Annotated in this window: 13 protein-coding genes; 7 read left to right on the top strand and 6 right to left on the bottom strand. The window is 58.8% G+C overall.

The window, feature by feature from the left end; genetic code table 11:
* Positions 1 to 13: 13 nt before the first annotated feature.
* From WFK59_RS20185 to WFK59_RS20160, 6 genes are all read right to left on the bottom strand, one after another.
* Positions 14 to 1,147: an ROK family protein gene (locus WFK59_RS20185; RefSeq protein ID WP_336757029.1), complete on the bottom strand. Its 1,134-nt coding sequence runs from the start codon at positions 1,145 to 1,147 to the stop codon at positions 14 to 16.
* A 127-nt stretch (positions 1,148 to 1,274) separates the two neighbouring features.
* The gene (locus WFK59_RS20180) at positions 1,275 to 2,786 is read right to left on the bottom strand and encodes a sodium:solute symporter family protein (protein ID WP_233985769.1); all 1,512 of its coding nucleotides are present in this window, start codon (positions 2,784 to 2,786) and stop codon (positions 1,275 to 1,277) included.
* 155 nt (positions 2,787 to 2,941) lie between these two features.
* Positions 2,942 to 3,682: a DNA replication protein DnaC gene (gene dnaC / locus WFK59_RS20175; RefSeq protein WP_233985768.1), complete on the bottom strand. Its 741-nt coding sequence runs from the start codon at positions 3,680 to 3,682 to the stop codon at positions 2,942 to 2,944.
* Positions 3,682 to 4,218, bottom strand: a complete 537-nt coding sequence (dnaT, locus tag WFK59_RS20170) for a primosomal protein DnaT (RefSeq protein WP_233985767.1) — start codon at positions 4,216 to 4,218, stop codon at positions 3,682 to 3,684. The genes dnaC and dnaT overlap by 1 nt, the downstream gene beginning before the upstream one ends.
* A gap of 110 nt (positions 4,219 to 4,328) precedes the next feature.
* A complete protein-coding gene (locus WFK59_RS20165; RefSeq protein ID WP_336757028.1) occupies positions 4,329 to 5,003 on the bottom strand; it encodes a hypothetical protein in 675 nt (224 codons plus the stop codon).
* Positions 5,004 to 5,078: 75 nt separating this feature from the next.
* The gene (locus WFK59_RS20160; protein ID WP_336757026.1) at positions 5,079 to 5,708 is read right to left on the bottom strand and encodes an autotransporter; all 630 of its coding nucleotides are present in this window, start codon (positions 5,706 to 5,708) and stop codon (positions 5,079 to 5,081) included.
* 253 nt (positions 5,709 to 5,961) lie between these two features.
* Here WFK59_RS20160 and WFK59_RS20155 point away from each other — a divergent pair, with 253 nt between their 5' ends.
* From WFK59_RS20155 to WFK59_RS20125, 7 genes are all read left to right on the top strand, one after another.
* On the top strand, positions 5,962 to 6,522 hold the full coding sequence (locus WFK59_RS20155; RefSeq protein WP_233985764.1) for a DNA-3-methyladenine glycosylase I: 561 nt from the start codon (positions 5,962 to 5,964) through the stop codon (positions 6,520 to 6,522).
* A 116-nt stretch (positions 6,523 to 6,638) separates the two neighbouring features.
* Positions 6,639 to 7,301, top strand: coding sequence for an OmpA family lipoprotein (locus WFK59_RS20150; RefSeq protein ID WP_233985763.1), 663 nt, complete (start codon positions 6,639 to 6,641; stop codon positions 7,299 to 7,301).
* 148 nt (positions 7,302 to 7,449) lie between these two features.
* On the top strand, positions 7,450 to 8,430 hold the full coding sequence (locus tag WFK59_RS20145) for a LacI family DNA-binding transcriptional regulator (protein WP_233985762.1): 981 nt from the start codon (positions 7,450 to 7,452) through the stop codon (positions 8,428 to 8,430).
* Positions 8,431 to 8,502: 72 nt separating this feature from the next.
* On the top strand, positions 8,503 to 9,528 hold the full coding sequence (locus WFK59_RS20140) for a LacI family DNA-binding transcriptional regulator (RefSeq protein WP_233985761.1): 1,026 nt from the start codon (positions 8,503 to 8,505) through the stop codon (positions 9,526 to 9,528).
* Between the two features lie 143 nt (positions 9,529 to 9,671).
* Positions 9,672 to 10,418: a sugar phosphate isomerase/epimerase family protein gene (locus tag WFK59_RS20135; RefSeq protein ID WP_336757025.1), complete on the top strand. Its 747-nt coding sequence runs from the start codon at positions 9,672 to 9,674 to the stop codon at positions 10,416 to 10,418.
* 9 nt (positions 10,419 to 10,427) lie between these two features.
* The gene (locus WFK59_RS20130; protein ID WP_336757024.1) at positions 10,428 to 11,393 is read left to right on the top strand and encodes a sugar kinase; all 966 of its coding nucleotides are present in this window, start codon (positions 10,428 to 10,430) and stop codon (positions 11,391 to 11,393) included.
* Between the two features lie 33 nt (positions 11,394 to 11,426).
* Positions 11,427 to 12,710 (top strand): MFS transporter, encoded by a 1,284-nt coding sequence (locus tag WFK59_RS20125; protein ID WP_233985758.1) that lies wholly within the window; start codon positions 11,427 to 11,429, stop codon positions 12,708 to 12,710.
* Positions 12,711 to 12,775: the final 65 nt, after the last annotated feature.

The raw sequence follows: 12,775 nt of genomic DNA, 5'->3' as shown, positions 1-12,775 counted from the left end.
CTGATCATCCGGCTTAACCGACCCGCTGCTCGGTCTGCTCAATCACCGCCAGCGCCAGCCCGTTGGCCGGATCGATGCGGTTATCAAGAAACAGCAGCTGGGTGTGCGCGGCGGTAAAGGCCAGGGCGCTGGCCTGGGTGTTATCGCGTACCGCCTTGCAAAAGGCCGGGCTGGCATTCCACGGACAATCAATCATGATGGTCGCCGGATTGAGCAGCAGCATAATCTGGCTGAGCGCCAGGCCCAGATAGCTGCCCGCCTGCGCCATCACCTCATCCACTATCCGCGGCGCACTGTCGCGGTTCTGCCAGCTCAGGCCAGGCTGGCGCTGCGCCAGCTGCTGTTTTACTGCCGGCTGGCTGATCAACGCCTCAAGGCAGCCGCGGCGGCCGCAGCTACAGCGCGGGCCATCAGGCTGCACCGTCAGATGGCCCGCTTCACCGGCGGTCCAGCTGTGTCCGGTAAAGACTTCGCCGTGCTGCACCAGTGCCCCGCCAATCCCCTCAGAGATACGCAGATAAAAATGACCGCTCTCGACTGACAGACCTCGTTGCTGCACCGCCAGCAGTGCCGCCGCTTTCACATTATTCATGATACGGATCGGTAACCGGACGTGCTTACGCAGCGCAGTCAGCAGATCCACATCCTGCCAGTTGAGGTGCGAAGAGAGATGCATCCAGCCGCGCCGGGGATCGACAATGCCGGGAAAACCCAGGCCGATACCCAGTAAATCGGGATAGCCTTCGGCCAGTTCCCGGCACAGCATCGCCAGTTCGGCCAGCAGACGGGTCGGGTTTTCGGTATCGGTACGCAGCGTCTGTTCCGCCAGCACCTGGGAAAAGTAGTCACAGACCCGCCAGTGGATCACATTGCGTTCCACCATCACGCCTGCGCTTTTCAGCTTCTCTGGCCGCAGGCTAATTTCAATTTTGGGCCGTCCGGCCGCAGCCACGCTGACCGGCCCCAGCTCTTCGATCAGCTCCTGCTCCAGCAAATCATCAATGATCAGTGAGACCGTATTTTTGCTGAGCGATAAGGCCTGGGCCAGATCCTGGCGCGAAGTGACGCGCAGTCTCCGCAACTGGGTCATCACCCGTTTCTGGTTATTAAGTCGCAGTAAGGCGGGACCTTTGCCGTTTGCTTTCATGGCGGATTCACCCAACAGAGGAGGAATAATTCAGTGTATCAGCCTGTGCCGGTTCGTCATCCCACACTTTTGCGCGCTGTTTCACACAACGAGGTGAGATCCCGCTGGCTGGCCGGGCGAGAAAGGCTTAACGCAGGATTTTCTGTTGCTCCTGGGCGGCAGCCGGCAGGGGGCGATCCTGATTAAGCGCCTCCAGTAGCGCATCAACCTGCGGGCTGACCGGCGAGCGACGCAGCCAGCCCATCAGGGTAAACAACAGCAACGAGGAAAACACCGGCGCCGCTACCTGGGTCGCCAGACTGGCGTCGTCGATTACAAAGCGTACGCAGAAGAAGGTGCCAACGCCTGTCGCCCAGCTGACCAGCGCCGCGGTGCTGCCAGAGCGACGGAAAGCGGGCAGCAGGCCCAGCAGCATCGGAATTGAAATCGGGCCGACCAGCCCGCCAAACCAGATAATCAGCAGCGACAGTACGCCGCCGAACCGGCTGGCATTCAGGGCGATCAGCAGCGTAGTGATAATAAACAGGAAGGTAATGCAGCGCGCCACCCGCAGTGAACTCTGGCCGCGCGGGAAAGCACGCGGCCAGACGGCAGGCAGAATATCGCGGGTGACTACCGCCGTAATGGCGTTAGCGTCAGAAGAGGTCATGGAAAGCGTATGGGTAAACATCGCCACCAGCATCAGTCCGATCAGACCGTTGGGCAGTAACTGCATCGCCATCATCGACCAGGCACGCGACGGGTCGGCCAGGTCGGGAAACAGCAGCGGTGCGGCCCACATCGGCCAGAACAGGATCAGTGGCCAGATCAGATAGAGCGCCGCCGACAGCAGCGCCGCCTTGCGCGCTTCGCGTCCGTCCGGTGCGGCGATAAACCGCTGCGCCAGATTCCAGGTGCCGCCGTTGTAACTCAGGGTGTGGATCAGCAGCCAGGAGAAGATAAAGCCGGTGGTGTAAGGGCCCTGCACGATTTGCAGATGGCTGGCCGGCAGCCGATCCCAGATCGTCAACAGTGCGCCAGCGCCGCCGAGCTGCAGCCCAACCGCCACCAGCATCACCAGCGCGGCGACAAACTGCACCAGAAACTGACCAAAATCGTTGCAGGCATCGGCCCACAGGCCGCCGATGATGCTGTAAAACAGACTCAGCCCGCCGGCAATGGCAATGCCAGCCGGCAGTTCAAGGCCGGTAAAGACGTTGATAATCACCGCAATGGCGGCCCATTTCGCCCCGACATCCACCGTTTTTAACAGCACGCCGCTGCAGGCCAGCACCATCTGGGTCGGCAGGTTATAGCGGGTCAGCAGATACTCGGTGGGAGATTCAATCTGCATATAACCCCGCAGCCGGGCCCAGCGCGGGGCAAACAGCGAAGAACCGATCAACACCGCCAGCGAGATCGGCAGCGCCCACCAGAACCAGATGGTAATGCCCATGTTGTACGCCACCGCGCCATAAGCCACAAAGACGGCGGCGCTGTAGCCAGACATATGGTGGGAAATGCCAGAGAGCCACCAGGGCATGCGGCCACCGGCGGTAAAGAAGTCACGGGTATTGCCGACTCTGCGCATCGCCCACAGCGTGATCAGCACAATCATCAGCGCGTAGAGCGCAATTACAGCGTAATCAAGCAGGTTCATGGCGGACTCCACCCGGTTTGCCGCCTGGCGCGCAACGCGGCGCAGGCAGGTCAACAGCAGGGCGACTGATGATAAATCGGTCCGGCGGCGTTACGCCGGCTGAGTGCGGAGACGCGGCTCAGCCGTGTGGACAGCCCGGCGGGACGGGTAGGGAATTAATATTCGTCGCCGCGTACCCGACTGCGATAACTTTCCCAGTCGAAGCGCACCCAGAGACTGTTACCCAGCCGCATCCGGTCCATCACCCGCTCACCGAGCAGCGCGTTCATACCGGCATGGTCGAGGTTAGAAAGCATGCCGGTCGGACGCTTGGAGGAGGATCGGCGATCCACAATCTGATTGATGATGACTTTCTCGTAGCGGGATTCGCTCTGCATGCCAATCTCATCAATTACCAGCAGATCAACGCTGCTGAGGTCCTGAATCAGACGCTCTTCGGTAATGCCGCTGCTGCCGCTGAAGGTGCCTTTCATGCTCGACATCAGATCGGCGACCGTGACGATCAGCACGCTCTTACCGCGCAGGATCAGATCGTTACCAATCGCCGCCGCCAGATGGTTTTTGCCGGTACCGGGACGGCCTGAAAAAACAAAGCTGGCGATGCTGCCATCAAATTCGGCGGCATACTGCCGCGCCAGATCCAGCGCTTTGCGCTGGCCCTCATTTTCCACCCGGTAGTTATCAAACGAGCAGTTCATATGCAGTTCACGGATGCCGGAGCGGCCCATAATGCGCTGCATTTTCATGGCGCGGTTTTCACGCACAATCGCTTCAGAGCGCAGGCGGCCCTGTTCCTGATTCCACGCCAGCAGCTCTTCGCCATTAGCAAATTTCGGTCGGGTGCCGGCAGGCATCATTCTTTTCAGACGGCTAAAGAGATCGTTCGGCGTTTTCATCACTCACCTCGGAAACCATCGGGAATGGTACGGTCAGGGTCAGGCAACTGCGTGATATCACGCTTCGGTTGCCCGCCGTTGGCGGCGCGGTTCATCTGAATGCTGCGCGCCAGTTTTTGTTGCCACTGCACATGGTGAAACAACCGGCCTTCTGCCTGCCAGTAGGCGACAAAGGCCGCCAGCTCGGTGGCGGTTACCGGTTCGCTCAGCGCCACGCCCCAGATGGCGGCCTGGCGGGTAAAGTCGGCGTCGGGCTGCCAGCCAGCATACATGGCGAACTTACCGACCGGCGCAGAGATGGCCGCAGGCGCATCGTCATACAGGCTGTCATCCAGCGCCACATCATTCGGCTGTCGGGCAGCGGCTTCCAGCGCCAGCAGCTGTGCCAGGCGCGTCGGGGTGATGGCGTACATCACCGGCGCGTAATCCTCTAACACCGCCAGCGTACCGTTCTCCGCCTGCTGCAGTGCAGTCAGCGGGTCCTGGCGGAAGGCATCCAGGCCAATGAGCGTTGAAGTTAAGATTTTGACTGACATGAAAAGACCTGAGGTTAACAAACACCTTGCGCCGGGGCACAGCCGCCGACGCAGAAGTGTTTATTGTACCTTTTTTAATGGTGCGGATCGCTCAAAAAGCGCGAGCATTATCAGTAAGAGGTTACCGGAGAAGAGGTATGACGGGCAGCGGCGGGCTGGGTCGCACTGACGGTGACAGCCGCCGGGCGCGTTTGCCATAAATAACGTACTGATGCCAGCCAGCAGAGGCCGTAACCCAGCAGCTCGGTACCCTCTTCCGCCATGTTTTTCACCACGCGGTTGTAATCCCCCAGCATCAGATGCTGCCACAGCGCATGAATGCCAAACAGGCGGGAGAAGACCAGCACCACCAGAAAGCCGGAGGCCATCACCGGCCAGCTGCGGTGTTGCAGCAGCCTGGCCAGCGCGTGCAGGGTTTTTTTCGGCGTCCGCAGCGCGACGGCCAGACAACCGGCCGTCACCGCCAGCGCGAACCAGATCCAGCTGCCGTGCTGGATAGCATCAAACACAAAGTCGAGTTCGCGGATCAGCATACAGCTGTAGAAGCCCGCCACTAAGGTCAGCGCGCCGCGCTGTGCCGGACGGCGATGGGCAGTGATAAAGAACAGGGCGGCAATCACCGCCAGCATAATTTCCTGGGTGGTTTCAGTAAAAGAGGTTTCGTGCAGCGCATCGTTCATCCAGGCCACATCGATATAGATGGGCAAAATCATCAGGGCGAGAAAGAGTGCTGCCAGTACGAAGACCGTGATTTCACGGCCAATAATTGTCAAATCGTTGCGCATAGTGTTACCAGTATAATGATTAGCGGACTCATTATATTTTAAACGACTGACGTCCTTTCTCTTTTTATGCCCCGCCTAGAAGCTGGCGCTGAGGCCGAGGCTATACAGCAACGGCTCATCACTATTCAGCGCGCTGTTTTGTGAAAACGAGGCGAAAGCGGCCAGATTACGGTTGAGCGGCAGCTGTGCCCCCACGCTCAGATCAATTCCGCTCTCCTGATGGGGACCGATTGCCGTCTCACGCCGATCGTTTTGTGACGACTCGTTCAGGGGACGGCTGTAGCTGAGCTGAGCCCACGGCGTAATCCATCCCTGCTGCAGATCGACACGCCAGCCGACGCTGGCAACCTGCTCACGGCTCTGCTGATCGCTGTAGTCGCATTGCAGACAGCCCATCTGCTGCGGATCGACCGCATATTGCGCCACCGGACCGGTGGTAAGGGATTCGCCGACCGGCAGTTCCACTCCGGCCCGATAGCGTTTTCCCAGCGGCGTACTGCCAACGGTGCCGGTTTCACTGTGCAGTTCTACCGGCAGGCTGGCCGGTGAATTGAGCGCGGCCTCGAACAGGGCGCGATTCTCATCGCTGAAGTCGAGCGACGTGCGGGAGATTTTCTCTGCCAGAATAGTGTCGTAATCGGGTTGAGCTACGGTTATTGCGGGCGCAGCAAAGTCGCCGCCCCAGGCAAAGGTCGGTTGCGTCAAAAATAAAAGTCCTGCACCACACCAGGCGCGTATCCGATAGCGCTGGCCTCTCCACCCACTTTTCTGCACCATACCCTCTCCAGTCGGAGGCTGAAGTTATTCCCGGGCGTCTGGATTAACCACCGGTTTGTGAGCCTGTTTACTCGTCGTGAGAGTACCGATCATCATATTGTTGTCAGTTGTTTAACTATTAACCGATTGTTTCTAAGATCAAGCGGCCCGATAAAATTTTTCTGCGATAAGGAATCCGAAAATGCAACGATGCGGCTGGGTAACCCAGGATCCCCTCTATCTGACCTACCACGATACCGAATGGGGCGTGGCGCAAACCGACAAGCGCGCGCTGTTTGAGATGCTCTGCCTTGAAGGGCAGCAGGCGGGGTTATCCTGGATCACGGTATTAAAAAAGCGGCAGAATTACCGTGCGGCGTTTCACCATTTTGACCCGCAGGCGATCGCGTTAATGGACGAGCAGGACGTTGCGGCGCTGCTGCAGAACAGCGGTATTATTCGTCATCCCGGCAAAATTGCCGCCATTATCGCCAACGCCCGGGCTTTTCTGGCGATGGAAGCGAAAGGCGAGGATTTTGCCCGCTTCGTCTGGCAATTTGTCGATAACGCGCAAATTGTCCACCATTATCCTGACTACAAACTGGCGCCCACCACCTCAGCGCACGCCATTGCGCTCTCTAAGGCGCTTAAACTGCGTGGTTTTAAATTCATCGGCCCGACAATTTGTTATTCCTTTATGCAGGCGTGCGGGCTGATAAACGATCACCAGACCGATTGTTTTTGCCATCCTGACAATCTTTAAGCGCCGCGGCGGGCAATTTAAGACTTTCCCTTATCCTTTCCTGACGGTTACGCGGCATAATCGTGCCGATTATGGGGAGAGCTTTTCCCCTGTGTGTCGAACGTAAGGGAACAAAAATGCAGAAGAAATTAATCGCGGTCACCTTGTTATTAAGCGGAAGCCTGGCCCTGTCCGGCTGTACCACCAACCCTTACACCGGCGAATCGCAGGCGGGTAAGTCAGGCGTGGGCGCCGGTCTGGGTGCCTTAGTGGGTGCTGGCGTTGGCGTACTCTCCTCCTCGAAGAAAGATCGCGGCAAAGGTGCGCTGATTGGTGCCGCAGGCGGCGCAGCACTGGGTGGCGGTGTCGGCTATTACATGGACGTGCAGGAAGCGAAGCTGCGCGACAAGATGCGCGGTACTGGCGTCAGCGTGACCCGTGAAGGCGATAACATCGTTCTTAATATGCCGAACAACGTGACGTTTGACTCCAACAGCAGCAACCTGAAACCGGCGGGCGCGAATACCCTGACCGGCGTTTCAATGGTACTGAAAGAGTATCCGAAAACCGCGGTAAACGTGGTGGGTTATACCGACAGCACCGGAACGCGCGCCCTGAATATGCGTCTGTCACAGCAGCGTGCCGAGAGCGTCGCCAGCGCCCTGATCGTCCAGGGTGTTGCCAGCAATCGTCTGCGTACTCAGGGCGCAGGCCCTGATAATCCGGTCGCCAGCAACAGTACCGAGGCCGGAAAAGCGCAAAACCGTCGTGTAGAAATTACCCTCAGCCCGCTCGGCTGATGGCTGTCGCCCCCGAACGGGGGCGCATTCACACGACTGACCTTTTCTGTAAAGATGCACGTTAAAGGTTCCAGTAAGGTTTCTATCCATAGAGCCACTTCAGGCTTTATGGTAGTCTGATCAAAAATTGATCAGCGGGTCGTGTCTTATGTCACTTAAAGCGATTGCTGCGGCATTAGGGCTTTCTGTCACCACGGTCAGTCGCGCGCTCAATGGGTATCAGGATGTCGCGCAGGCGACCCGTAAACGGATTGAAGAAGAGGCGCAACGTCGTGGCTACCGGGCTAACGCGGCCGCCCGTCGTCTGAAAACCGGCCGCGCCAATGCGGTTGGTTTGCTCTATCCCATCGGGACATCGCCGCTGAGCGACGGTCACTTCAGTGAGATGTTGCTGGCGCTGGATCAACGCCTTGCCCATCATGAAATCGATCTGCTGCTGCTGGCGGATAAGCCGCAGAGCCAGCCCTTCCTGACCCGTCTGCTGCGCAGTCGCGCCGTGGATGCCATCGTTGTTACCCATATCACCCCGCAGGACAGGCGGCTCTCCACGCTGCTGCAGACTGACTTTCGCTTTCTGGCGCTGGGGCGCAGCGATCTGCCGCCACACTATGCCTGGTTCGATGTTGACCATGCGGCCGGTTCGCAACTGGCAGTTGCTTATTGTCTGTCACAGGAAAAAGGGCAGATTGCCTGGCTCGGCAGCAATGAAACCCGCACCGGGGTACGCGATCGTCGTCAGGGCTATCTGGATGCGCTCGGTACCACCGCGCCTTATGCGCAGGCTGCGGTACCCGCGACGCGGCGTGCCGGCTACCAGCAGACCCGTGCCTGGCTGGCACAGCAGAATCCGCCCGACGCCATCATTACCGATTGCGGCCCGCTGGCGGAAGGTGCCGTGGTCGCACTGCAGCAGGCCGGACGGGCAGAGGGCGACGATGCCATAATGCTGATTGGCTGGGACGGGCTACCGCAGGATGCGATTCTCGATTACCCGCTGATCACCATTCGGCAGGCGGCGCAGCAACAGGTGGGCGAGCAGCTGGCGGAGATGGTATTACAGCTGCTGGATGGCACGCCGCCGTCGCAATTACAGATGCTGTGGCAGCCCTGGCTGCAATTGCCAGCCTAGCGGGCGTGCTTTTTTGCGACTGGACGTTGCTGTGCTAGTCTCTGCCTGGTTTCTACTTTTGCAGGATATTTCATGAAAATCAGGCCGCCTCGCGCCACCATCAGCGATGTTGCTCACGCGGCACGAACCGGAAAAACCAGCGTTTCACGCTATCTGAATGGCGAGCTGCATCTGCTGTCAGCCGATCTCAAAGCCCGGATTGAGCAGGCCATTGCTGACCTCAGCTATCGTCCAAGCCAGATGGCGCGCGGCCTGAAGCGTGGCCGTACCCGACTGATTGGGCTGATCATCGCCGACATTACCAATCCCTATTCGGTCGATGTGATGAGCGGTATTGAAGCGGCCTGCCGCGAACAGGGTTTCACCCTGCTGATGTGTAACACCAACAATGAAGTGGACCTGGAACAGCACTATCTGCAGCTGCTGAGTAGCTATCAGGTGGAAGGCATTGTGGTTAACGCGGTGGGGATGCGTGAAGAGGTGCTGAGTCATCTGCAACAATCCCTGCTGCCGATGGTGCTGATTGACCGCAAAATCCCCGATTTTCCCTGCGACGTAGTGGGCCTGAATAATGCCGAAGCGGCGGAGACAGCAACGCGCCATCTGGTCGATAACGGCTACGAGGCGCTGCTGTTTCTCAGCGAGCCGCTGGGCAGCGTCAATACGCGTCGTGAACGTTTGCAGGCTTTCCGCCAGGTGCTGGCGACCCATCCGCAGGTGCAGCATGAAAACGCCGAGCTGGCGCTGCATCAGCCTGCCGCGCTGGATCAGGCGCTGCGTGACTTTCACCAGCGCCATGCGGGCAAACGCAGCGCGGTAATGGTGGCGAACGGTGCGCTGACTTTGCAGGTTGCGCGATCGCTGCAGCGCATCAATCTGCACTGGGGCCGCGACATCGGTCTGCTCGGCTTCGACGAGCTGGAGTGGGCCGCGCTGGCAGGCGTCGGCATAACCACGCTGAAACAGCCCACCTGGCAGATTGGCTACAGCGCGCTGGAAAGAGTCATCGCCCGCATTGAAGGCAGCGATCTGCCGGTCAGCGAGCAGGTCTTCTCGGGTGAACTGATCGTTCGCGGTTCCAGCCAGCCGCTCCGCTAATCTGATTTTCAGACTTTTACGCGTCAACTGCGTGCTCGCTTCGTGAGCACGATCATAATTTCATCCTTTGCTGCTTTGCTTTGGAACCGGTTCCATCTAGGGTTTTTACAGAACTTAAGCTAAAAGCCCCGATGGAGCACAACATGAAGCCTGACATTATCGTGGTGACTGCCGCTTACGGCCATCCGCAGATTGCCGCACTCGGCGGTCAGACCGCACTGCTGCCGATTATCCAGCAGGCAGGCGCTGACGGTGTCGAAATCCGTCGTGAACTGTTCGATGACGCCACGCTGGCCGATCTGCCGGCGCTGGCCGCCGCAGTGGCGCAGCATCAGCTGCACGCCAGTTATTCGGTGCCGGATACGCTGTTTTGTGACGGCGGTGACGTAAATCCGCGCATAACTCACTACTTTGAAGAAGCACGCCAGTTAAACGCACAACGTCTGAAACTGGCGCTGGGCCCTTTCAACGGTACGATTCCGGCGTCGCTGCACTCGCTGCTGGCAGACCAGCCGCTGCCGCTGACGGTGGAAAATGATCAGACGGAGCACGGCAGGCTCGATCCCAGCGAGCAGTTTTTTGCGGCGGTCCGCGCGGCGGCGCTGCCGATCGGCATGACGTTTGATATGGGCAACTGGTGCTGGACCGGCGAAGATGCGATGCAGGCCGCGCAACGGCTGGCGTCGCAGGTCAGTTATGTGCATGTGAAAGCGGCGATCCCACACCATGACAGCTACCGGGCGATTGCGCTTGATGAGGCCGGTGATGCGTGGCGTGCGCTGCTGCAACAGCTGCCCGCCACGGCACCGCGCGGCATTGAATTTCCGCTGGAAGGCGACGATCTGATAGCGGTCACCCGCCACTATGTGTCGCTGCTGCGCAACGTTTGAGGAGTGAAGATGACGACGCATTACACTACGCATCACAACGGTCCGCTTGATGTTGTCACCATCGGAGAAGCGATGGCGATGTTTATCGCCCGTGAAACCGGCGATCTGGCAGCGGCAGAAACTTTTATTAAACGCGCAGCGGGTGCCGAACTGAATGTGGCGACCGGCTTGGCGCGTCTTGGTCTGAAAGTGGGCTGGGTCAGTCGCGTTGGCGATGATGCCTTTGGCCGTTTTATCTGTCAGCAACTGGAGAAAGAGAGTATCGATCACCGCCAGGTGACGGTCGATAACCGCTATCCGACCGGCTTCCAGCTTAAATCCAAAGTCGATGACGGCTCCGATCCGCTGGTGGAGTATTTCCGTAAGGGCTCGGCGGCCAGCCATCTGTCGGTTGAGGATTTCGACGCGGACTATTTTGGCTCAGCCCGCCATCTGCATCTTAGCGGTGTTGCGGCGGCGATCTCCGACAGTTCGCTGGCACTGCTGAAACATACGGCCAAAGAGATGCGCGCGCGCGGGAAAACGATCTCCTTCGACCCCAATCTGCGGCCGGTGCTGTGGCGCAGCGAAGAGGAGATGCGTAAGCAGCTTAATCTGCTGGCGGAGTACGCCGACTGGGTGCTGCCGGGCGAAAAAGAGGGGCTGATTCTGACCGGTTATCGTCAGCCGGAAGCCATTGCCGATTTCTACCTCGATAGAGGGGTGAAAGCAGTGGTGATTAAAACCGGCTGTGACGGTGCCTGGTATAAAACCGCTGAAGGCGAAAAAGGTCAGGTTGCCGCGGTTAAAGTCGATAACGTGGTCGACACCGTGGGCGCTGGCGACGGGTTTGCCGTTGGGGTGATCAGTGCGCTGCTGGAAGGCCTGAGCCTGCCGCAGGCGATTCAGCGCGGTAACAAAATTGGTTCGATGGCGATTCAGGTGATTGGCGACAGCGAAGGTCTGCCGACGCGTCAGCAACTTGGCGACGCGTAGCCCGCGCCTCACATATTGACACAGGAGTTCTCGATGAAAACGCAGACAATCGCGCCAAAACGCTGGTGGTTCATCATGCCCATCGTGTTTATCACCTACAGCCTGGCCTATCTCGACCGCGCCAATTTCAGCTTTGCCTCGGCGGCGGGAATTAACGACGATCTCGGCATTACTAAAGGCATGTCCTCTCTGCTGGGCGCGCTGTTCTTCCTCGGCTACTTCTTCTTCCAGATCCCCGGGGCGATTTATGCCGAACGCCGCAGCGTTAAAAAACTGATTTTCTGGTGCCTGATCCTGTGGGGCGGCTGTGCCTCGCTGACCGGTGTGGTCAGCAACATTCCGATGCTGGCGGCGATCCGCTTTATCCTCGGGGTGGTTGAGGCGGCGGTGATGCCGGCGATGCTGATCTACATCAGTAACTGGTTCACCAAATCTGAACGGTCCCGCGCCAATACCTTCCTGATCCTCGGTAACCCGGTGACGGTGCTGTGGATGTCCGTGGTGTCAGGCTACCTGATCGAATCCTTCGGCTGGCGTGAAATGTTTATTTTCGAAGGGATTCCGGCCGTTGTCTGGGCCATCGCCTGGTGGTTTATGGTGCAGGACAAACCGGCGCAGGCGCGCTGGATGAGCGATGCCGAGAAAGCTGCACTGCAGGCGGAACTGCAGAAAGAGCAGGACAACATCAAAGCGGTGCGTAACTACAGCGAAGCGTTCCGTAACCGCAACGTGATCATTCTTTGCCTGCAATATTTTGCCTGGAGCATTGGCGTTTACGGTTTCGTGCTGTGGCTGCCGTCAATTCTGCGTAACGGCACCCAGATGGGGATGGTCGAAGCGGGCTGGCTGTCAGCGGTGCCTTATCTGGCCGCGACCATTGCGATGGTGGTGGTGTCGTGGGCCTCTGATAAGACGCAAAACCGTAAGCTGTTTGTCTGGCCACTGCTGCTGATCGGCGCGCTGGCGTTCCTCGGCTCTTATCTGCTGGGATCGGGCAACTTCTGGCTCTCTTATACTCTGTTAGTGATTGCCGGTGCGGCGATGTATGCCCCTTACGGCCCGTTCTTCGCCATCATTCCTGAGATGCTGCCGCGCAATGTCTCCGGCGGGGCGATGGCGCTGATCAACAGCATGGGTGCGCTCGGCTCGTTTATCGGTTCGTGGATTGTCGGCTATCTTAATGGTGCCACCGGCAGCCCGTCGGCGTCCTACATCTTTATGGGATCGGCGCTGCTGGTGTCGGTGTGGCTGACACTGATTGTTAAACCGGCGCAGAACAAGACGACGCCACCGCTGCACGGCGCGAAACACGCCTGAAAGCGTAAGCCCAGACGTTAGCCCTCATCTTCCGGGCGGCCCGAGCGCCGCCCGTCACTGTTTTA

The sequence above is a fragment of the Pantoea sp. USHLN298 genome, from assembly GCF_037149395.1.
In the GTDB taxonomy this organism is placed as follows: Bacteria; Pseudomonadota; Gammaproteobacteria; order Enterobacterales; family Enterobacteriaceae; genus Pantoea; species Pantoea astica.
The sequence above is the reverse complement of the archived record's forward strand: the minus strand, read 5'-3'. Positions and strand labels throughout refer to the sequence as shown.